Origin of the sequence: Mesorhizobium sp. M7A.F.Ca.US.010.02.1.1 (assembly GCF_004023085.1) — a bacterium.
Taxonomy (GTDB): Bacteria; Pseudomonadota; Alphaproteobacteria; order Rhizobiales; family Rhizobiaceae; genus Mesorhizobium.
In genome coordinates this window covers 134,976-155,506 of the sequence record NZ_RZRV01000007.1, presented here as the reverse complement: position 1 = coordinate 155,506, position 20,531 = coordinate 134,976, and the positions used below count along the sequence as shown (strand labels likewise).

Here is a 20,531-nt window from a genome sequence, read left to right as displayed (position 1 = left end):
TTCCCTAATCCGCCATCGTCTCCAGACTCGCAAACCCCTGCGGCGCGTCGCCCTCGTCGAACGGCGTCGTCACCTCGACGAAGGTGTCGGGGTAAAACCCGTTGAATCGGGTCCTCAGCGACAGCGAATAGGCGCCGATATGGCCGATCTCGATCCAGTCGCCGGTATCGACCGTTTCCGGCAGCCAGAATGGCCGCGACAGGATGTCGACGGAATCGCAGGTCGCGCCGCAGACCTTGAACGGCACGATGTTCTTCTCCTCGCCATTGCGCGAGCGGATCGCAGGATCGGGAATGAAGCGGGCCGGCAGCGTGATCTTGCCGGTCCATGAATCCGACAGCGACGCCCAGATGCCGTCATTGATGTAAAGCCGCTTGCCCTTGCGCAGCAGCACCCGCACGATCAGCGACAGGCAGCGCGCCACGATCACCCTGCCCGGCTCGGCCACCAGCGGCATCTGGTCGAACTGATACTCTTTCAGATCGCCCGAAAGCCGCGACATGATCTGGCCGAGCGACGGCATCTCGATCTGCTTGCGGTTGGGATCGTGGCCGTATTCGGCGGGGAAACCGCCGCCGACGTCGAGCCCTGCAATATCGAAGGTCAGCCGGTTGCGCACCCAATCGGCGGAAGCCAGCGCCCGCTCATAGGTGTCGGGATCCTCGATCTGACTGCCGACATGGAAACACAGACCAACCTTGTAGCCGGTGCGGTTGAGCCGCTCGGCCAGTTCGACCGCATAGGCCGGCCCGGCGCCGAACTTCTTCGACAATTCGTAGGCGGCATGCCCCTTGGTCTGCACCCGCACGAACACGCTGATCGAGCCCGGATCGATGTCGAGCGCCCGCACCACTCGCGTCAGCTTGGTGATCTCGTCCTCGTGATCCAGCGAAATGACGCGGATGGCGTATTTCTCCAGCGCCAGCTTGATGTCCGACTGCGCCTTGACCGGATGCATGTAGAGCATCTCGGCATCCGGAGAGACCGCGCGCACGGCGGCGAACTCGCCCGGCGAAGCGACGTCGAAAGCCTTGACACCGGCTTCGACCAGGGTCTTCAGCACGATCTGCTCGCCATTGGTCTTGACCGCATAGGCGGTCTTGCCGGGGAACATGCCCATGAACTGCCTGGCATCCGCCATCAGCACTTGCGGGCGGAAGCAATAGACCGGATCGTCCGGACGAAGCGCCAGTGCCGCCTCGCGGGCATTTTCGAATCGCTGCATCGACGAATCCTTGACCTAGCCTGCGCACAATTAATCCAAGCTAGCGGCTAATGAAAACAATTCTGTGTCTCGTGCGGCTGACGCAGCGGCGCTAGGTCTTTGCCAGCAACGTTTGCCAGCGATCAGGTTTCGGGTGGCCCTTGTCACTGGCGCCGATATGGCTTCTGCCTGAGTGACTGGCATTCAGGCAGTCTGGGAGGGCGACTCACATGGCAATGGCCGCGACATCCGCACCACGCGGGCCGATGGTGCTCAAGGATTGGGGGCAACTCCTGCTGCTCGGCGCGATCTGGGGCGGCTCGTTCTTCTTTGCGCGCATCGCGGTGGCGGAACTCCCCCCGCTGGTGCTGGTGCTGTTTCGCGTCGCCATCGCCGCGATCGCACTGCAGATCTATCTCGGCCTGCGCGGTCCGTCCTTCCGCCTCGCGCTTCCGCATGCAGGCCTGTTCTTCCTGCTGGCGCTCACCAACAATGTCGTGCCCTTCTCGCTGATCTTCGCCGGCCAGACGGAGCTTGGCGCCGGCATCGCCTCGGTGCTCAACGCGACGACGCCATTCTGGACGCTGATCCTCGCCAACGCGCTGACATCCGACGAAAAGCTCTCCTGGAACAAGCTCGCCGGCATTGCGCTCGGCATCGCCGGCACGGCCGTCATGATCGGCCCCGGCCTGCTTGCTGGGCTCGGCGGCCCGGTCTGGGCCAAATTCGCGCTGAACGGCGCTTCGCTGTCCTACGGTATTGCGCTGATGGTCGCCCGCCGCTTCAGGGGCGTGCCATCACCGGTCATCGCTACCGGACAGTTGACGGCGTCGACCATCATCATGATCCCGATCGTGCTCTTCACCCACGGTCCATCCGGCCTGTTCTCGGCCTCACCACCAGTCTGGGCGGCGGTGCTGGCGCTGGCGCTTCTGTCCACCGCCTTCGCCTACATCCTCTATTTCAACCTCGTCGCTTCGGCCGGCGCGACCAACGCCTCGCTGGTCACGCTTGTCGTGCCGGCCAGCGCCATGCTGCTCGGCTTCCTGTTCCTTGGCGAGCGGCTGGAGCTGTTCGAAATCGGCGGCGTGGTGCTGATCGCGCTCGGCCTCGTCACCATTGACGGGCGGTTGTTCGGCCGACGTTAGAGCGCCGCGCGTCCACTGGACGCGCAAAGAATGCTCTAACCGCCTAATTGCCCCCGCATCGCGAAAGCCGAATTCGGCTTTCGCGGGGGTAGCGCTGCCATAACACAGCAGCGACACGAGCGGGCCACATTTTATTCACAGGTCTGAAGCCGGTTTTTGCCTAGAAGTTTCAAAGCCTAACGGCAAAAGACATGTCGCGGATTTCACAATCACGTCGCAATGCAGCACATTTTCCGCTTGCCTGTGGCACAAATGAACCTAGACTCCATGACATAGCTCTTTAAGAGGAGGCTATGTCATGGGACTTACGAGGCCTATCAACGCATTGATGATCTGTGCTGCGTTCGCCTTTATCGGAGCCCTTATTATGGGCTTCCTTCCCTGACCGCCAAAGCGGGGAAGACCAGCAAATAGTCCAACCAATTCAAAAGGCCGGGTTTTTCCCGGCCTTTTGTTTGAACCCGACCTCAAGCCGCGGCTGATCCGGCCGCCGCCGCCTCGTGCGAGCGGATGCCGATCATATGGCAGATGGCAAAGACCAGATCGGCGCGGTTCATGGTGTAGAAGTGGAAATCGCCGACACCGCGCTCGACCAGGTCCATCACCTGTTCGGCTGCCACCGCCGACGCCACCAGCGCATGCGTCTGCGGGTCCAGGTCAAGGCCTTCGAAACGCTCCGCCAGCCAGCCGGGCACATGCGCGCCCGCCCTGGCGGAAAAGTTCGCGACCTGCCTGAAACTGTGAACCGGCTGGATTCCCGGCACGATCGGGATGTAGATGCCGGCGCGGCGGACGCGCTCGACATAGCGCTCGTAGAGATCATTGTCGAAGAAGAACTGGGTGATGGCGCGCGTCGCGCCATTGTCGACCTTGCGCTTCAGCATCTCGATGTCGGTGGCGAAATCGGGACTTTGCGGATGCTTTTCCGGATAAGCCGCGACGGAGATGTCGAAGTCCGCGATTGCCTTGAGCCCGGCGACCAGCTCCGCGCCGTTCTCGTAGCCACCGGGATGCGGCCGATACGGTTCGCCGACGCCGGAGGCCGGGTCGCCGCGCAGCGCCACGAACCGGTTGATGCCGATCGACCTGTAATCCTGGATGACCGCGTCGACCTCGTCGCGTGTTGCACCGACGCAGGTCAGATGCGCCGCTGCAGGAATACCGGTTTCCGTCAGGATGCGCTTTACAGTGCGCGCGGTACGCTCCCGCGTCGAGCCGCCGGCGCCGTAGGTCACCGAGACGAATTTCGGCTTCAGCGGCTCCAACTTTGTTACCGTCTCCCACAGCCTCGCTTCCATCTCGTCCGTCTTCGGCGGGAAGAATTCGAAGGAAACCCTGACCTTGTCGCCAATGTCGGGGCGGCGGGAAAAGCGGAACTGGTTCATGCGATTTCCCCTATCGAGTTCGCTTTGGCCTGCCTTGTGTCGTTGGAAGGATCGGCGATCAAGAGGCGCCGGTCGCGGCCAAGCCAGAGTTTTACGGTGAGCCTAGCCTCGTTGCCGCCGCGCGGCTCGAATTCCTGACTGTCTTCAAGATCGAGGCCGGCTTCCGAAAACCAGTCGGCGATCTGCCGGTCGGAAAAACCGAGCCGCATATGCGCGTGCTCCTCGCGCAGGAATTCCAGCGCATGCGGCGCGAAATCGACGATGACAAGGCGTCCGGCCGGACGCAAAAGCCGCGCCGCCTCGTGGATGGCGCGGGCGGGATCGTCGAGATAGTGCAGCACCTGATGGATGGTGACGAGATCGAAGGCATCGCGCTCGACCGGCGGTGCGAAGATGTCGCCCTGCCGAACCTGTGCGTTCGAAACCCCGGCCTTGTCGAGATTGGCGCGCGCCACGGTCAGCATCTCGCGCGACATGTCGATGCCGACACCGCGCCGATAAAGCGGCGAGAAGATTTCAAGCAGCCGCCCGGTGCCGGTGCCGAGATCCAGCATCGACTGGAACGGCCGCTTGCCCACCAGCTTCAACATTGCGGCTTCGACGGCGCGGTCCGGCACATGCAGCGAGCGGATATGGTCCCAGCTTGCCGCATTCACCGAAAAATACGCGACCGCGCGGTCCTGCCGCTTGCGCTTGACCGAGGCCAGACGCTCAAGATCGCGCTCGACCTGCGGATCGGCGCCGCGAATGCCGGAAACCAGTCCCATGACGAAGTCACGCGCTGAATCCGCATCCGACAGACGGAAGAAGGCCCAGGACCCTTCCTGGTAGCGGCCGATCAGCCCGGCCTCCAGCAAGAGCTTCAGGTGACGCGAAACGCGCGGCTGCGACTGGCCGAGAATTTCGGTAAGATCGGAAACCGTGAGGTCGCCGCGCGACAGAAGTGCCAGTATGCGCAATCGGCTGGATTCGGCCGCCGCCTTCAATGTGTCAACCATGGTGTCGAGCGAGACATGCATCAGCGTATTCTCTTTGAAAAGATATAAACATATGTTTATGTCGGTTTTCGAAACCTTGCAAGCGCTATGTCGCTTCCGGACCAGAAAATGCCGCTCGTGTGGCGTTTTAAGAGACGCGGGCCATGACTGAAACGCGTGAGATGTTCGAGGCGCGCGAAGGGGAGCAGAGGCTGGAAAACGATCCGGCCCTGATGCCGCCTGATGGCGGCATCGTCTTCATCGGCCGCATTGCCTCGCCGTGGACGACGCGCGAAACCTGCCCGAAGAACATGCGCGTCGCGCGCGAGACCGGACAGAAGGCGGTGCTGACCATCGACGCGCCCTACCGAAGGGGCCTGCAGGGGCTGGAGCGCGCCAGCCACGTCATCATCCTATCCTGGCTGCATCATGCGCCGCGGACTCTGATTGTGCAGAAACCGCGCCATGCTGTTGAAGCGAAAGGTGTATTTGCGCTGCGCTCCCCTGCCCGCCCGAACCCCATCGGGCTGCACATCGCCAGGCTGATTGCCGTCAACATCGAAACCGGCCGCATCGATCTCGACGCCATCGACGTGCTCGACGGCACGCCGGTCATCGACCTAAAACCCTATTTCGCCTCGACCGACGCCATATCAGAGGCGACCATCGAAGGGCGCGACGAGCCCAATGGGATCCGGCGATGACAGCGCCGACCGGCCGCCGCCGCGCCATCGCCAAGGCGCTGACCGCACTTCTGCCGCTGGCGCCCTATGCCGATATGGAGAAGATCCGCACCGACGCCGGCGCGGTTCACATGAAGACCCTGCCGCCGGGCATCGCCGTATGGCTGGCGACCATTGCCCATATCCGCCACATGCATACCGACTACGAAAAGCTGCTGAGTGAAGGTTACGATCGCGACTCGGCGCGTTTCTTCGTCATCGAGCAGACCAACATCGTGCTCACCCGCTGGCGCGCGACACGCCTGCTCGACGCCGACGACGAGGAATGAGGCGGCAGAACCGTTATTGCCGCTTCAGAACGGCGACTGCATTGTAGGGCTGGCCATCGGCCTGGCCGACCCACGTCCAGGACAGATTGCCCTTGTAAAACCTGACGGTGATGTTGCCGCCGTCGATGCACTTATCCTGCCCGTAAGTGATGCTCTCGTGGTATTCCGCCGATGTGTCGTCCCTTGATGTCTGCGACAGGGATCCGCCGCAGCCGAGCGACGGATAGTCGATCGACGCACCGCCATCGTTGATCGTCATGGCGATCGCCCAATCAGCTCCGGCATCGCCGGCCGGGCTCTGGTGGCCGCTGCCGACCCAGGTGCCGCTCAGCGACGGCACATTCACCGCGCAGGGCAAGTTCTGGAAGATCGGCGTCAATTCGCTGCCGGTTTTCCCGCAGCGATAGGTCTGGCCGCTCTGGCACAGTTCCTCGCCTTCGCGCGCGCACTGGGCGCTGGCTTCGCCCGCGGCGGCGAACATCATCATGGCTGCTATGACGGCCCCGAGCCTGCCCATCTTCCCCTCCCGTTCAGACCCGGAATGATAGGGCAATTGCGATCGAATGTATCGGCCAGATCATGATGGAGGCCGAACAGCGTCGGGCGGGTGGCTCTATGCCTTCTGTCTGGCGCCGCTAGCCTCTCGCCTTGCGCGACAGGAGGCCCCAATGAGCCGGACGATGGCAACACAGGACGAGAAGCAACTGCCCCTGGTTGGCGACCGCCATGTCGACCCGCACTCCTACCCCGAGGGCGTCGCTTTCCTCGACGACCAATACCTGCCGATGTCGCAAGCCAAGGTCTCGGTGCTGGACTGGGGTTTTCTGCATTCCGATGCCACTTACGACACCGTGCATGTCTGGAACGGTCGCTTCTTCCGCCTCGACCTGCATCTCGACCGCTTCTTCGGCGGGCTGGACAAGCTGCGCATGACCATCCCCTTCGATCGCGACGGCGTGACCGAAATCCTGCACAATTGTGTGGCGCTGTCCGGTCATCGCGCCGCCTATGTCGAAATGCTGTGCACGCGCGGCGCCTCGCCGACCTTCAGCCGCGACCCGCGCCAGGCGGTCAACCGCTTCATGGCGTTCGCCGTGCCTTTCGGCTCGGTCGCCAATGCCGAGCAATTGCAGCGCGGCCTGCGTGTCGCCATCAGCGACAAGGTGCGCATTCCACCGGCCTCGATCGACCCGGCGATCAAGAACTACCACTGGCTCGATCTGGTGCGCGGCCTCTACGATGCCTATGATCGCGGCGCCGAGACTGCGTTGCTTCTGGACTTCAACGGCAATGTCGCCGAAGGCCCGGGCTTCAACGTCTTCTGCGTCAAGGATGGCAAACTGTCGACGCCTTCCATCGGTGTGCTGCCCGGCATCACCCGCCGCACTGTCTTTGATCTGTGCGCCGAAGAAGGTCTTGCAGCCACCGCCACCGATGTCAGCGTTGCCGCATTGCACGAGGCAGACGAGGTTTTCATCACCTCGACCGCAGGCGGCATCATGCCGGTGATGGAGATCGACGGTGTTCGGATCGCCGACGGCAAGGTCGGCGCGATCACCAGCCGGCTGATGGCGCGCTACTGGCAAAAGCACGATGACGCGGCCTGGTCGTCCCAGGTGAATTATCCCTGATAATTCAGGGGTCTTTTCAAAACATTCCCGTCGGCTCTGGAAAATCAGAGGATCGACCGTATATGCCCGAAAGCGGAGAAGCCTCCGCTTTCACCCAAAAATCACGCCCGCAGGGGCAAGGACTCCAAGATCATGACAAACAAGGTTTGGTTCATCACCGGATCGTCGAAGGGCTTTGGCCGCGTCTGGGCCGAGGCGGCACTCGCGCGTGGCGACAGCGTCGCGGCGACTGCCCGCGACGCCGGCACGCTCGCCGATCTCGTCCAGAAATACGGCGACAGGATTGCCGCGATAAAGCTCGACGTCACAGACAAGAAAGCCGTCGATGCCGCTGTCGCCGAAGCGCACAAGCGCTTTGGCCGGCTCGACGTCGTCATCAACAATGCCGGCTACGGCCATTTCGGCGCCATCGAGGAGGTCAGCGAACAGGAAGCACGCGACCAGATCGAAACCAATGTCTTCGGCGCGCTGTGGGTCACTCAGGCCGCACTGCCGATCATGCGGGCACAGCATTTCGGCCACATCATCCAGATCTCGTCGATCGGCGGCGTCAATGCCTTTGCCTCGCTCGGCCTCTACCACGCCTCGAAATGGGCGCTGGAGGCCTTCAGCCAGTCGCTGAGCATCGAGGTCGCGGAATTCGGCATCCATGTGACGCTGGTCGAACCCGGCGGTTTCTCCACCGACTGGGCCGGCCCGTCGGCCAAGGTGTCCCAACCGATCGAGGCCTATGCACCGGCCCGTGCCAAGATGACGGAGCGCCGCGCCAATTCAGTCGCCGGCGATCCAGAGGCCACCGGGCCGGCCATGCTGGCCATTGTCGATGCCGCCGAGCCGCCGCTCAGGGTGTTCTTCGGCGACGGCGGCCTGCCGATGATCAAACAGGAATACGCCAACCGCATCGCCAGCTGGGAGAAGTGGGACGACGTCTCCATCATGGCGCAAGGCGCCAAGAAGAACCGCAAGGGCTGAAGTCCAGCACTCTTGCTACGCCGCTCCATGGGCGGCGTAGCTCGCCTCAGGCTTTATAGATCCACTGTTCCGGCACGCGCACCGAAATCTCTTCGCCGGTCTTGACCGTTCCCGGCTTCTCGACCCAGGCGACGACGCCGCGCAGCCGCTTCGCCATTTTTGGGAACAGTAGCGCGCCGGCTTCGACGTCGGCCAATCCGGCGTTTTCGGCGATCGACCGGCCGGCGATGCGGCACGGGCCGTTCTGTGCGTCGACCTTGATGGTGACGCCCCCCTTGAAGAACAGCAGCGTGCCGGCCGGCAGCATCGAGAGGTTCGGCACCCCTTCGATCACAAGATTGGCGCCGATCCACTCCGGCCTGATCTCGGCCAGGCCCATGCGTTCGGCGACAACCGCCAGCTCGTCCGCCGCCACGATGGACAATTGCCGTTCGTTGCGTATTTCCGTGCCGCGCGGATACCAGGGCTCGCGCCCGCCCGAGCGCCGTGTCGGTCCGGCATGGAAGTCGCCTGAAATGCCGTCGAAACCCAGCCGCAATTCGTCCACCGGGCGGGTCTGAAAATGATCCGCCGGCGCCACGTAAAGCGCTGCCGCCCTGGCGGCAAGCTTTCGCGCGGGGATGATTTCAACCGGCTTTTCTGCCTCGGGGAAGAGATCCAACATGGCGTTCTTTCCTTTCGTCATCCAGCGAAGTAGCCGGGCGGACTTCGAGGCGTCCAGTCGAAAGTACTGATTGTCCGATCAACACCATCGATATGATGGCGATCACGCATTTCTTACCTGTCATCGATGTGATGGCGCATTACCGACGTGCCGTTCATGGTGACGTCCAGACAATTCACGGAGGCCGATCATGCGACCCGTGACGGCAATCACGTTGCTTTGGTTGGATGGTGTCTGGTCCGCCGCCATATGGTCCGCCCATGCCCAGCAGCGCGCCGGATTCAAGGGCGGAGGCCCGGTATCGAGGTCTCGCATCGCTCATCATCGGCATCGTGACGAAGGCAAGACTGGAAGAGAGTTTCCTGCACGACGAGTTGGGCAGCGCCTATGACGACTATATCAGACGGGTGCCGATGCTGGTGCCGTTCGCACCGGTCTGACACGAATAGCTCTCTACAGCATCCTGAGAAGCGCGCCGCCTATCGAATACCCCGCGCCAAAGGCGCAGATCAGGCCGAAATCGCCGGGCTTCATGTCGGCGTGGTTCTCCGACAGCGCGACGATGGCGCCGGCGCCCGCCGTGTTGCCCAGCCGCTCCAGCACCATCGGCGCGCGGTCGTGGTCGACTTCGTGGCCGAACGACAGTTTCAGGATCATCGCATTCATGCGCGCATTGGCCTGATGCAGCCAGAAGCGCCTGATCGCCTGCGGCGTCAGCCCGTGCTCGGCGAGGAATTCGACGATGAATTTTTGCCCGGCGACGGTGACTTCCTTGAACACCTTGTTGCCGACCTGCTTGATCAGATTGCCTTCCAGGTTGATCATGTAAGGATCTTCCTGGGCGGTGCGGGTGTGATAGCCCAGATTGGTGCGGATGTTGTTCGACATCTGCGTCCAGACGCGCGTGTCGAGCACCTCGAAGCGCCCCGGCCGCTTGTCGCCCTTGGCCAGGCCTTCGACCACCATCGACACCGAAGCGTCGCCGAAGATGAAATGCGTCTGCCGGTCGCGGAAATTGAGATGCCCGGTGATGATCTCCGGCGTCGTCACCAGGATGCGTTTGTGCGCGCCCGACCGCACCAGGTTGACGGCAACGTGCAAGGCGGCCGCGGCCGAGGAACAGCCAAGCCCCATGTCGAAGCCGGCGCCCTTCGTCCCCAACGCCTCCTGCATTTCAATGGCGATCGCCGGATAGGGCCGCTGGTGATGCGAGGCCGAGCAGATCACCAGGTCGATATCCGACGGCTGCAGCCCGGCGTGGTCGAGGGCCTTCTTCGCCGAGGCGATGCCGAACTCCGCCTCCAGCGACAGCGCGTCGTCGGGCCGCGCCGGAATGCGCGGCGCCATCCGGGTCGGATCGAGAATGCCCTCGCGCTCGATGACATGGCGGGTGCGCACGCCCGAGGCGTGGACGATGAAGTCGCTGTCCGATTTCGGCAGCGGCGGCTCGCCAGTATCCAGGCGACGCGCGTTTTCCAGGTCGACCCAGGCATTGAAGCTGGCGACCAGTTCTTCATTGGTGATTGTGGGCTCGGGGATTTCAACGCCGATGCCGCTGATGATGACGCGATGCATGTCCAGTCCGTCCCATCCGCAGGCGCTGCGGCTTCATGTGGGCGCCGGAATGCTCCGACGCAACAGTTTTCTCACCGAGGCGGTTTACGCCGGCTTAAACCAAAGATCTGGGCCGACTTAAGCCGATCCTCGACATGGCCACAGGCAAAGCCAAGCGGCCCTAAGACGCCGCGCAACACGGATAATCAAGCTCGTTTTGCGACAATGAAAATGCGCGGAAAGCGCAAAAGCACCTTGCCGCTTGCCGTCTTCGGATAGGCCTTGGCGATCCTGGCCGTGTAGCTGTCGAGGAACATCGTCCGCTCGTCGGCGCCCAGCGGATCGAGGAACGGTTTCAAGCCCGTCGATTTCACCCATTCGACGATCGCCTGCGCATCGGCAAGCGGGTGGTTGTAGATGGTGTGCCAGATATCCAGCCGATCGCTGAGCGGCGACAGCAGGTCATAATAGAACGACACCGGCTGCAGCGGGCCGCGTGCCGCGCCCTTGAGCTTTTCGGCAAACGGCATTTCGGCGGCGGTTTCACGCATCAGGCGGTGCGAGTCCTCGCCCATATTGTCGGGCATCTGGATGGCCAGCGCGCCGCCTGGCGCAAGAAAACCCATCAGCCGCTGGAACACAGCGGGATGCTCGGGCAGCCACTGGAACACCGCATTGGCGAAGATCACGTCGACCGGCTCCGCCGGCTGCCATTTGGAGGCATCGGCCAGATCAAAGGTGACCTCGGGCAGACGCGCCCTCGCCTTCTCGATCATGTCGGGCGAAGTGTCGAAGCCGCTCACCTGCGCATCCGGCCAGCGCTCGACGAGCAGCTCGGTCGAGTTGCCCGGCCCGCAGCCGATGTCGACGACCCGGCGCGGGAAGTCCACTGGCACCTGTGCCACCAGGTCTCGCGCGGGCCGCGTGCGCTCGTCCTCGAATTTCAGATATTGGGCGGCGGACCAATCAGCCATGTGAACTCCTCACGTCTTCTTGAGAATTCGCCGCCCGGAAAACCCCCTACCGCGTCAGCCTCTTGTAGGTCATGCGGTGCGGGTTGACGGCATCCGGCCCGAGGCGGCGGATCTTGTCCTGCTCGTAATCCTCGAAATTGCCTTCGAACCATTCAACATGGCTGTCGCCCTCGAAGGCAAGGATGTGCGTCGCCAGGCGATCGAGGAACATACGATCGTGCGAGATGATGACGGCGCAGCCGCCGAAGTTTTCCAGCGCGTCTTCGAGTGCCGCCAGCGTTTCGGTGTCGAGATCGTTGGTCGGTTCGTCGAGCAGCAGCACATTGCCGCCGGTCTTCAGCATCTTGGCCAGATGCACGCGGTTGCGCTGACCGCCGGACAGATTGCCGACCTTCTGCTGCTGGTCGCCGCCGCGGAAGTTGAACGACGCGCAATAGGCACGCGTGTTGGCCTCGAACTTGCCGAGCTTGACCACTTCGGCGCCGCCGGAAATCTCTTCCCACACCGTCTTTGACGGATCGAGCGCATCGCGGCTCTGGTCGACATAGCCGAGCTTCACCGTTTCGCCGACGCGCACTGAGCCCGCATCCGGCTTTTCCTGGCCGGTGATCATACGAAACAGCGTCGTCTTGCCGGCGCCGTTCGGGCCGATGACGCCGACGATGCCGCCGGGCGGCAGCTTGAATTCCAGGCCGTCGATCAAAAGCGTGTCGCCAAAGCCCTTCGACAGGCCTTCCGCCTCGATCACCACATTGCCGAGCCGCTCGCCATGCGGGATGACGATCTGCGTATCGCTCGGACGCCGCTTGTCGGCTGCATCCAAAAGATCCTGGAACGCCTGGATACGCGCCTTGGACTTCGTCTGGCGGGCCTTCGGGCTCGACTGGATCCATTCGCGCTCGCGGCCGATGGCGCGCTGGCGGGCATCGTCCTCGCGGCCTTCCTGCTTGAGCCGCTTGGCCTTGGCTTCGAGGTATTTGGTGTAGTTGCCCTCATAGGGAATGCCGCGGCCGCGGTCGAGTTCGAGGATCCAGCCGGTGACGTTGTCGAGGAAGTAGCGATCGTGGGTGATGATCATCACGGCGCCAGGATAGGCACGCAGATGCTTTTCCAGCCACGCTGTGGTTTCGGCGTCGAGATGGTTGGTCGGTTCGTCGAGCAGCAGCAGATCAGGCTGGCGCAGCAGAAGCTGGCAGAGCGCGACGCGGCGGCGTTCGCCGCCCGAAAGCTTGGTGACTTCCGAATCCTTGGGCGGACAGCCCAGCGCTTCCATCGCCATCTCGACCTGCTGTTCGAGATCCCACAGGTTGAGCCGGTCCATCTCGTCCTGAAGCTTGGCCGACTCGTCGGCCGTCTCGTCGGAGTAGTTCATCATCAATTCGTTATAGCGTTCGATGATCGCGGTCTTGGCGGCAACGCCTTCCATGATGTTTTCGAACACGGTCTTGTCCGGATCGAGCGCCGGCTCCTGCGCCAGGTAGCCGACGGTTGCGCCTTCGGCCAGCCAGGCTTCGCCGTTCCACTCCTTGTCGAGCCCGGCCATGATCTTGAGGATCGTCGACTTGCCCGAACCGTTGGGGCCGAGGATGCCGATCTTGGCGTCGGGATAGAAGGAGAGATGGACATTCTCGAGCACCTTCTTGGTGCCATAGGCCTTGTTGAGGCCGGCCATGTGATAGATGAACTGGCGTGCCACGCGCGCTTTCCCTGAAAAAACTGACTGGCCCAGAAAACTGACTGGATCTGTCGAATTGAGTGGAGGTTGGCCGCTATGTAGGCGATGCGGCGGCGAACGGCAATCGCTTTTGCCATATCTGCCCGGTCACACGCGGAAGTGTCCGCCAACCGCCGAAGTTTTCCACCAGCACGAAGCGTGCTGAAATCTCCGGTTAACTCTTCGGCGTCAAAACAGGATCGGAGTGGAATCGCTCGCTATTCGCGATTTCGAGAAAGAGATCGGGTCGACGGCATTGCTGAACAGTTTCCTGCTCCTTGCCGAAGCGGTCGTCTACTTCAGCGTCATGGTGACGCTTTTCCGCTTCCGGAGGCGCATCGGCCTCGGCGTGTTCATCTGCGCGCTCGGTGTCATGCACTTCCTCGAGACCTACCTCGCCAGCGTTTTTTACGTCGCCTTGCCGTTCGGCATGGTCTCGCCTGGCTCGGCGGTGCTGTTTTCCGGCAAGCTGGTGATGCTTTTGCTGCTCTATATGAAGGAGGATGCCGCCACTGTGCGTCAGCCGATCTACGGCCTGCTGCTCGGCAATGCGCTGATGATCGGGCTGGTGCTGCTGCTGCGCCTGCACGTCATCGCGGCACTTCCCGACGGCAGGCTTCCAGACATCGGCTTCATCGACCAGATGGGCTGGCTGATGGTGTGGGGCACGACGCTGCTGTTCGTCGATGCCATCCTGATCATCCTGCTTTATGAAAAGCTCGGGCGTTATCTGCGCAAGGCGCCGTTCGCGCGCATCCTGATTTCGGTCGCTTGCGTGCTGACATTCGACCAGGCCGGGTTTTTCACCGCCCTGCATTTCGTTGCCGGCGCGCCGATAGCCGTCTTTTTCGGCGGCTGGTTCGCCAAGATGGCGGCGGCGGTGACGTTCAGCACCATGCTCGTCGCCTATCTCAAATGGTTCGAGGAGCGCCAAGTCACCGCGCCGCGCGGATTGACCGATATCTTCGATACGCTGACCTATCGCGAACGCTACGAAGCGCTGGTCGAACATGTCGGGCGGGACGGCCTGACCGGCCTGCTGCACCGCGGGCGCTTCGACGCCGACGGTGAAGCCGCCGTCCAGGCCAGCCTGCGCACCGCCAGGCCGCTCAGCCTGCTGATCATCGATGTCGACCATTTCAAATCGATCAATGACCGTTTCGGCCATGCCGAAGGCGACAAGGTGTTGAAGGCGGTCGCGGCCCTGCTTGGCGAGACGGCAAGCGCCGAGGACCAGGTGTTCCGCATCGGCGGCGAGGAATTCGCCATCCTCAGTTCGCGTCCGCACTCGGTCGCCAGGCTGTTCGGCGAAAGCATTCGCCACGCGGTCAAGGGCTCGGCCGCCACCAGTCGCTTCGAGCTCACCGTCAGCGCTGGCGTTTCCAGCGTCAGCGAAACCACGCGCTGCCTTGCCGACCTGTTCGCGCTTGCCGACCAGCGTCTCTACAAGGCGAAGTCGACCGGCCGCGATCGCGTCGTCGGCGAGCCGGGCGGCCAAGAAGCCGACACAGCCGCTGCGCGGACCAAATCCGCACAGATCTAGTTCGTTACGAATTCCTCTGCCGTCGAAAGCCCGTCACGGTCGAAACCGCCATCAGCGCGATCGCCAGCCATTTCAGCACCGTGATGATCGGCCCGGCCTGGATATCGTAGGCAATGAACAGCAGGATGCCCGGCACCAGCAAGCCGCACATGACCAGCATGATGCGGTTGATCTGCCAGGACACTTTTGACGCCAACGCCTCGTCGCCGAGTGCTGGAACCAGCACCGCCCGCACCGTCTTGCCGCCCACCAGCATGGCCGAAAGGTGCATCGAGATCGGCAGACCGAGCCCGATGATCAGGAAAGCGCAAGCGGCCAGCAGGAGCGAAAACTTCAGCGCGCTGGTTTCCGCCGCTATGGGAAACAGCAGCGTCGCCAGCGGCAGGAAGACACCGAAAATGCCGATCGCCGCGATCGTGATGAAGATCGCCGCATTGACGATCGTGAACAGCTGGTAGGTGCCGACGCCGATCGGTTCGGAGAGCGTCCGCATGCGTGCCCACTCGGCGTCGGTATACGAAAAGCCCGGCCATTCCATGCGGGCATCGTTTATCGAGACCATGCCCTTGGCCCAGAAAGCCAGCCGCGCCAGCGCGCTGCTCGTCATGCCATCCATTGCCGCCCCCGCCAGAATGATGCGCTCGCAGCATAGCACCAGGGCGCGGCAGCGCGACAGTCCGGTATCTCTGTTGAGAGTTACTGGAAGCCGATCGCGTCGACATTGCCTGTCGGGCAGCCGGCCTTGTTGGTCGGCACCGAAGCCAGCAGCAGATCCTTAAGCGAGCTGTTGGGCCCGATCGGACCCGCGAGGCCGAGCGTCAGTTCGCCGATCAGCCGCCTGCCGCTCGACGGATCGATGACGCAGGAAACGCGCACGCGATCCCCTGCTCCCGCCCCGAAGGCAGTGTCGAAAGCGCCGCGGATCTGGTCCGCCGTCAGCTTGCCGCCGATGTTCTTGGCAAAGAGTTCGCGCACCGGCGAGCTGTTCACCGCGCGCATCAGGTTGAGCGCATCGGAGAAATAGTCCTGCTGGCTCTTGCCGTAGCAGGTGCCGTGCTTGATCCATTCATGCCGATCGAGGTGGGAGGCCGTGCCGGGCATCACCTGATCGAGTTCCGTGCGGGTGTTGGCGTCAAGATTGACCGGCGGCAGGTCTTTCCAGTGGGCCGGATTGTCGTTGGCCTTGTCGCTCGCCGTCGCCTGGCAATAGAAATTGCCGTTCGGCTGCGGCCAGAGACCGTGCAAGGTGAAATGCGTGGCGTCGAAATCACCAGCACTCTGCGCCCTGCATTCGGTCTTGTTCGACTTTGTCTCGCAAAACGCCGGCTGCCAGCTCAGCGCGAAGACGTATTCGGGTTTCCCCGATGCCGCCGGCTTGCCTTGCCCGTCAGGTGCGGCCGGCACGGTCGCCGCGCTGCTGCCGGAAACGTGGCCGCAGCTGACCTTCACCCAGCGGCGCTCCGGATCGGCGCCCGGCACCAGGATGAGATAATGCGTCGGCGTATCCTTGTTGCCGGCAAGCAGCCGATAGCTCTGCCCGGCATCGGTCGAGACATTGCCGGGGTTCTTGCCGTTCTTGATGGCTTGCGTTGCCGGACAGGCAGCGTCGGCCACAAAGGAGCCGCTCATCTTGACGTCGGCACGCGCGGCACCGGCCAGCGACGCGGCCAGCATGGCCAATCCGAAAACGACACCAATGCGCATGGAAAATCCTCGGCTGGACAAGTGGGCGACAGACTGAAGCTGTCTCCATGTCAGAATTGCGATATTTTGCTGGCCAAACGCAAGAAACATCGTCGCGAAAAGCGGGTTTGCTGGATTGACGCATAATGTGGGCCGGCGCAAACAAAGCCAACGACGATAATGCAAGGGCGGGACCGAGCGGCATGTCATTCAGCCAGCAGCGCGTGGTTCGCTCCCCAACCGGTGCCGAGCTCAATCTTTTCGTCAGGCAGGCCGATGGCCGGGCACGCGCCGTCGTCCAGATCAATCATGGCCTGGCCGAGCACGCAGCGCGCTATGCCCGCTTTGCCGATTTTCTTGGCTCCCGCGGCTTCGATGTCTATGTCCACGATCATCGCGGCCATGGCGCGACCAAGGCGCCCGACGCGCCGCTCGGCAGGTTCGCCGCCAGCGACGGCCCGGCCAAGGTGATAGCCGACGTCGGCGCCATCCATGATCTTATCGCCCGCGAACAGCCAAACAGACCGGTCATCCTGTTTGGTCATTCGATGGGAGCGTCGGTCGCGCTGAACTACCTGTTACGCCACTCGCCGCGCGTTCATGCCGCCGGTATCTGGAACGGCAATTTCTCCCAAGGCCTGCTCGGACAGGTGGCGCTGGGCATCCTTGCCTGGGAACGGATGCGGCTCGGCTCCGACGTGCCATCGCGTCTGCTGCCGAAGCTCACCTTCCAGGCCTGGGGCAAGGCGGTGCCCAATCACCGCACATTGTTCGACTGGCTGTCGCGCGACGAGGCGGAAGTGGCGAAATACATCGCCGATCCGCTCTGCGGCTGGGATGCCTCGGTGTCGATGTGGCGCGATGTGGTCTCGATGGCGCTGAACGGCGGCAAGGATGCCGGCTTTGCCGGCATCCGGCGCGACCTGCCCATCAGCATCGTCGGCGGCGAAAGAGATCCCGCCTCGGATTATGGCAAAGGGATCACGCATCTTGCCAGCCGCATGCGCGCGATGGGCTTTTCGAATCTGGTTTCAAAGGTTTACGCCGGCACCCGCCACGAAAGCCTGAACGAGGTGAATCGCGACATCATCATGGATGATTTCGCCGCCTGGGCCGACAAAGTCCTCAAAGCGTGACGGATTGGCCCATTGCAAGAGCCGTGACAGCCGTTGCAGGGCTTGATAGAGGCTCTGCTTTCGCAGCAGTCACGGTGATTGCGGCAACCACGGTGATCCATGGCTGAGCCCCCGCTGAAAGGCGTCCGCGTCGTCGAACTCGCCCGCATCCTTGCCGGGCCATGGGCCGGGCAGTTGCTTGCCGATCTCGGCGCCGATGTCATCAAGGTCGAAAGCCCCGATGGCGGCGACGACACCCGCAAATGGGGGCCACCCTTCGTCATGGGCAAGGACGGCGAGAACCTGTCGGCCGCCTATTACCATTCCTGCAATCGCGGCAAGCGCTCCATCGCCATCGATTTCTCGACACCGGAAGGGGCCGAGACCGTGCGCCGGCTGGTCGCCACCTCGGACGTGCTGATCGAGAACTTCAAGCTCGGCGGTCTGAAGAAATACGGCCTCGACTATGACAGCCTGCGCAAGATCAACCCGCGCCTCGTCTATTGCTCGATCACCGGCTTCGGCCAGGACGGACCCTATGCGCCGCGCGCCGGCTACGACTTCATCATCCAGGCCATGGCCGGCATGATGTCGATCACCGGCGAGGTCGGCCGCGAGCCGCAAAAAGCGGGCGTCGCCATCTCCGACATCTTCACCGGCCTTTATTCGGTCATCGCCATCCAGGCAGCATTGCGCCATGCCGAACAAACCGGCGAAGGCCAGCACGTCGACATGGCGCTCTTCGACACCCAGATCTCGGCGCTCGGCAACCAGAATTTGAACTATCTCGTCTCCGGCAAATCGCCGGTGCAGATGGGCAATGCGCATATGAACATCGCCCCATACGAGGTGGTGCCGGTCCGGGATGGGCACATCATCCTGGCGGTCGGCAATGACGGCCAGTTCGCCAAATTCTGCGCCGCTGTCGGACTGGGCGACCTGCCTGCCAATCCCGACTTCGCCACCAACCCCGCCCGGGTCGCCAACCGGGTGAAATTGCATGAGCGCATGATCGAGGCGCTGAAGGTTTTTGACCGCGATCCGCTGCTGGCCAAGCTGGAAGCGGCCAGCGTGCCGGCGAGCCCGATCAACACGATCGGCCAGATGTTTGCCGATCCGCAGACGATCGCGCGCGGCATGCGGCTTGATCTCGACGACGGCCATGGCAATCTTCTGCCTTCGGTGCGTGCGCCGATGGTGATGTCGGGCACGCCGCTGGTCTATGAGCGCCCCTCGCCGCGCCTGGGCGAGCACACGCAAGAAATCCTTGCCGAACTGGAGAAGTCTGGACAATGAAGACCGGCGGACAACTCATCGTCGACGCGCTCGAAGCCAACGGCACCGACCGCATCTATTGTGTGCCGGGTGAATCCTATCTGGCGGTGCTCGACGCGCTGCACGATTCTGCGATCCGCACCATCGTCTGCCGCCAGGAAGGCGGTGCCGCGATGATGGCCGATTGCCACGGCCGCCTGACCGGGAAGCCCGGCATCTGCTTCGTCACCCGCGGCCCCGGCGCCACCAACGCCTCGGCCGGCATCCACATCGCCATGCAGGATTCTATACCCGTCATCCTGTTCATCGGCCAGGTCGCCAGCCACGCCAAGGAGCGTGAAGCGTTCCAAGAGGTCGATTATAAGAGGTTCTTCGGCGATATCGCCAAATGGGTGGTCGAGATCGACGACGCCTCGCGCATCCCCGAATTCGTCACCCGCGCCTTCGCGGTGGCGACATCGGGCCGGCCCGGCCCGGTGGTGATCTCGCTGCCCGAAGACATGCTGACCAGCATCGTCGAAGCACCTATCGCCTTGCCGCACACGCCGGTTGAGACACGGCCGGGCGAAGCGGAGCTCGATGCGCTGGAAAAGCTGCTGGCCAAGTCCAAGCGGCCGTTCGTCATCCTTGGCGGCACGCGCTGGGACGCCGAGGCGGTGGCGCAAATGCGCACGATCGCCGAGGCGTGGTCGCTGCCGGTGGGCTGCTCCTTCCGCCGCCAGATGCTGTTCGATCATCTGCACCCGAACTATGCCGGCGATGTCGGCATCGGCATCAATCCGAAGCTGGCGACAGCGATCAAGCAGGCCGATCTCGTGCTGCTGATCGGCGGCCGCATGGGCGAAATGCCGTCGTCCGACTACACGCTGCTGAAAAGCCCCTACCCCGACCAGACGCTGGTCCATGTCCATGCCGACGCTGGCGAGCTCGGCCGCGTCTACAGGCCGACACTGGCGATCAACGCCTCGCCGTCCGCCTTCATCGACGCTTTCGCCAAGCGCAAGCCGGCCTCGGAGCCGACCTGGGCAGCCGAGACACCAAAGCTGCATGCCGCCTATCTCGACTGGTCGACGCCACCTGAAGGCGGCCCCGGCTCGGTCCAGATGGGCCCCATCATGAACTACCTCGAAAAGATGCTGCCCGACGACGCCATTCTCACCAATGGCGCCGGCAATTACGCGACCTGGGTGCATCGCTTCCACCGCTTCCGCCGCTTCGCCACTCAAGGTGCGCCGACATCGGGCTCGATGGGCTATGGCACGCCTGCGGCCGTCGCTGCCAAAGAGCTGTTTCCGGAGCGCACCGTGGTCGCTTTTGCCGGCGACGGCTGCTTCCTGATGAACGGGCAGGAATTCGCCACCGCCGTGCAGTATGACCTGCCTATCATTGTGGTCGTCGTCAACAACGGCATCTACGGCACCATCCGCATGCATCAGGAGCGCGAATATCCCGGCCGCGTCGTCGCCACCGATCTTAAGAACCCCGACTTCGCGGCTCTCGCCCGCGCCTATGGCGGCCATGGCGAAACGGTCGACAAGACCGCCGATTTCGCCCCGGCCTTCGAACGTGCCCGCGCCAGCGGCAAGCCGGCGATCGTGGAAATCCGCCTCGACCCCGAAGCGATCACGCCGACCAAGACGATGACGCAGATACGCGACAAGGCGTAATTCAAACAAAAAA

The 20,531-nt window shown here is 63.0% G+C and carries 20 protein-coding genes; 10 read left to right on the top strand and 10 right to left on the bottom strand.

Going from position 1 to position 20,531, the window contains the following annotated elements:
• Window positions 1-4 precede the first annotated feature (4 nt).
• Window positions 5-1,225 (bottom strand): alanine racemase, encoded by a 1,221-nt coding sequence (locus tag EOA19_RS10145; RefSeq protein WP_013530936.1) that lies wholly within the window; start codon window positions 1,223-1,225, stop codon window positions 5-7.
• Window positions 1,226-1,434: 209 nt separating this feature from the next.
• Between EOA19_RS10145 and EOA19_RS10140 the strand changes: the two genes are divergently transcribed.
• A complete protein-coding gene (locus EOA19_RS10140; RefSeq protein WP_128303476.1) occupies window positions 1,435-2,352 on the top strand; it encodes a DMT family transporter in 918 nt (305 codons plus the stop codon).
• Between the two features lie 467 nt (window positions 2,353-2,819).
• On the opposite strand, the gene metF is transcribed toward EOA19_RS10140, so the two are convergent.
• Both metF and EOA19_RS10130 read right to left on the bottom strand, forming a co-directional pair.
• Complete coding sequence (metF, locus tag EOA19_RS10135) at window positions 2,820-3,737, bottom strand: methylenetetrahydrofolate reductase [NAD(P)H] (RefSeq protein ID WP_128303475.1); 918 nt, start codon at window positions 3,735-3,737, stop codon at window positions 2,820-2,822.
• Window positions 3,734-4,756 (bottom strand): metalloregulator ArsR/SmtB family transcription factor, encoded by a 1,023-nt coding sequence (locus EOA19_RS10130; protein ID WP_128303474.1) that lies wholly within the window; start codon window positions 4,754-4,756, stop codon window positions 3,734-3,736. Before EOA19_RS10130 ends, metF begins: the two co-directional genes overlap by 4 nt.
• Before the next feature lie 122 nt (window positions 4,757-4,878).
• Between EOA19_RS10130 and tsaA the strand changes: the two genes are divergently transcribed.
• Window positions 4,879-5,418: a tRNA (N6-threonylcarbamoyladenosine(37)-N6)-methyltransferase TrmO gene (tsaA, locus tag EOA19_RS10125; RefSeq protein ID WP_128303473.1), complete on the top strand. Its 540-nt coding sequence runs from the start codon at window positions 4,879-4,881 to the stop codon at window positions 5,416-5,418.
• The gene (locus EOA19_RS10120; protein WP_128303472.1) at window positions 5,415-5,726 is read left to right on the top strand and encodes a DUF2293 domain-containing protein; all 312 of its coding nucleotides are present in this window, start codon (window positions 5,415-5,417) and stop codon (window positions 5,724-5,726) included. The genes tsaA and EOA19_RS10120 overlap by 4 nt, the downstream gene beginning before the upstream one ends.
• A gap of 13 nt (window positions 5,727-5,739) precedes the next feature.
• Here EOA19_RS10120 and EOA19_RS10115 read toward each other — a convergent pair whose 3' ends face one another.
• Window positions 5,740-6,243 (bottom strand): hypothetical protein, encoded by a 504-nt coding sequence (locus tag EOA19_RS10115; protein ID WP_128303471.1) that lies wholly within the window; start codon window positions 6,241-6,243, stop codon window positions 5,740-5,742.
• Window positions 6,244-6,394: 151 nt separating this feature from the next.
• On the opposite strand from EOA19_RS10115, the gene EOA19_RS10110 reads away from it, so the two are divergent.
• Both EOA19_RS10110 and EOA19_RS10105 read left to right on the top strand, forming a co-directional pair.
• Window positions 6,395-7,357, top strand: a complete 963-nt coding sequence (locus EOA19_RS10110; RefSeq protein WP_128303470.1) for a D-amino acid aminotransferase — start codon at window positions 6,395-6,397, stop codon at window positions 7,355-7,357.
• A gap of 132 nt (window positions 7,358-7,489) precedes the next feature.
• Entirely contained in the window at window positions 7,490-8,329 is an 840-nt protein-coding gene (locus tag EOA19_RS10105; protein ID WP_128303469.1) for an SDR family oxidoreductase, read from the top strand.
• A gap of 46 nt (window positions 8,330-8,375) precedes the next feature.
• Here the strand turns inward: EOA19_RS10105 and EOA19_RS10100 are convergent, their stop codons facing one another.
• Window positions 8,376-8,993, bottom strand: coding sequence for an MOSC domain-containing protein (locus EOA19_RS10100; RefSeq protein ID WP_128303468.1), 618 nt, complete (start codon window positions 8,991-8,993; stop codon window positions 8,376-8,378).
• 260 nt (window positions 8,994-9,253) lie between these two features.
• Between EOA19_RS10100 and EOA19_RS10095 the strand changes: the two genes are divergently transcribed.
• Window positions 9,254-9,433: a hypothetical protein gene (locus EOA19_RS10095; protein ID WP_245486120.1), complete on the top strand. Its 180-nt coding sequence runs from the start codon at window positions 9,254-9,256 to the stop codon at window positions 9,431-9,433.
• A 13-nt stretch (window positions 9,434-9,446) separates the two neighbouring features.
• On the opposite strand, the gene EOA19_RS10090 is transcribed toward EOA19_RS10095, so the two are convergent.
• From EOA19_RS10090 to ettA, 3 genes are all read right to left on the bottom strand, one after another.
• The gene (locus EOA19_RS10090; RefSeq protein WP_128303467.1) at window positions 9,447-10,568 is read right to left on the bottom strand and encodes a beta-ketoacyl-ACP synthase III; all 1,122 of its coding nucleotides are present in this window, start codon (window positions 10,566-10,568) and stop codon (window positions 9,447-9,449) included.
• A gap of 185 nt (window positions 10,569-10,753) precedes the next feature.
• Window positions 10,754-11,521, bottom strand: a complete 768-nt coding sequence (tam, locus tag EOA19_RS10085; protein ID WP_128303466.1) for a trans-aconitate 2-methyltransferase — start codon at window positions 11,519-11,521, stop codon at window positions 10,754-10,756.
• A gap of 46 nt (window positions 11,522-11,567) precedes the next feature.
• On the bottom strand, window positions 11,568-13,217 hold the full coding sequence (gene ettA, locus EOA19_RS10080) for an energy-dependent translational throttle protein EttA (protein WP_013530923.1): 1,650 nt from the start codon (window positions 13,215-13,217) through the stop codon (window positions 11,568-11,570).
• 274 nt (window positions 13,218-13,491) lie between these two features.
• Here ettA and EOA19_RS10075 point away from each other — a divergent pair, with 274 nt between their 5' ends.
• Window positions 13,492-14,778: a GGDEF domain-containing protein gene (locus EOA19_RS10075; RefSeq protein ID WP_023813174.1), complete on the top strand. Its 1,287-nt coding sequence runs from the start codon at window positions 13,492-13,494 to the stop codon at window positions 14,776-14,778.
• Window positions 14,779-14,782: 4 nt separating this feature from the next.
• Here EOA19_RS10075 and EOA19_RS10070 read toward each other — a convergent pair whose 3' ends face one another.
• Both EOA19_RS10070 and EOA19_RS10065 read right to left on the bottom strand, forming a co-directional pair.
• Window positions 14,783-15,394, bottom strand: a complete 612-nt coding sequence (locus tag EOA19_RS10070) for a hypothetical protein (RefSeq protein WP_128303465.1) — start codon at window positions 15,392-15,394, stop codon at window positions 14,783-14,785.
• Window positions 15,395-15,474: 80 nt separating this feature from the next.
• A complete protein-coding gene (locus EOA19_RS10065; RefSeq protein WP_128303464.1) occupies window positions 15,475-16,482 on the bottom strand; it encodes a ribonuclease in 1,008 nt (335 codons plus the stop codon).
• A 182-nt stretch (window positions 16,483-16,664) separates the two neighbouring features.
• On the opposite strand from EOA19_RS10065, the gene EOA19_RS10060 reads away from it, so the two are divergent.
• The 3 genes from EOA19_RS10060 to EOA19_RS10050 all read left to right on the top strand — a co-directional run bounded on the left by EOA19_RS10060 (window position 16,665) and on the right by EOA19_RS10050 (window position 20,518).
• Window positions 16,665-17,597 (top strand): alpha/beta hydrolase, encoded by a 933-nt coding sequence (locus tag EOA19_RS10060; protein WP_128303463.1) that lies wholly within the window; start codon window positions 16,665-16,667, stop codon window positions 17,595-17,597.
• 99 nt (window positions 17,598-17,696) lie between these two features.
• Complete coding sequence (locus tag EOA19_RS10055; RefSeq protein WP_128303462.1) at window positions 17,697-18,872, top strand: CaiB/BaiF CoA-transferase family protein; 1,176 nt, start codon at window positions 17,697-17,699, stop codon at window positions 18,870-18,872.
• Complete coding sequence (locus EOA19_RS10050; RefSeq protein WP_128303461.1) at window positions 18,869-20,518, top strand: thiamine pyrophosphate-binding protein; 1,650 nt, start codon at window positions 18,869-18,871, stop codon at window positions 20,516-20,518. The genes EOA19_RS10055 and EOA19_RS10050 overlap by 4 nt, the downstream gene beginning before the upstream one ends.
• Window positions 20,519-20,531: the final 13 nt, after the last annotated feature.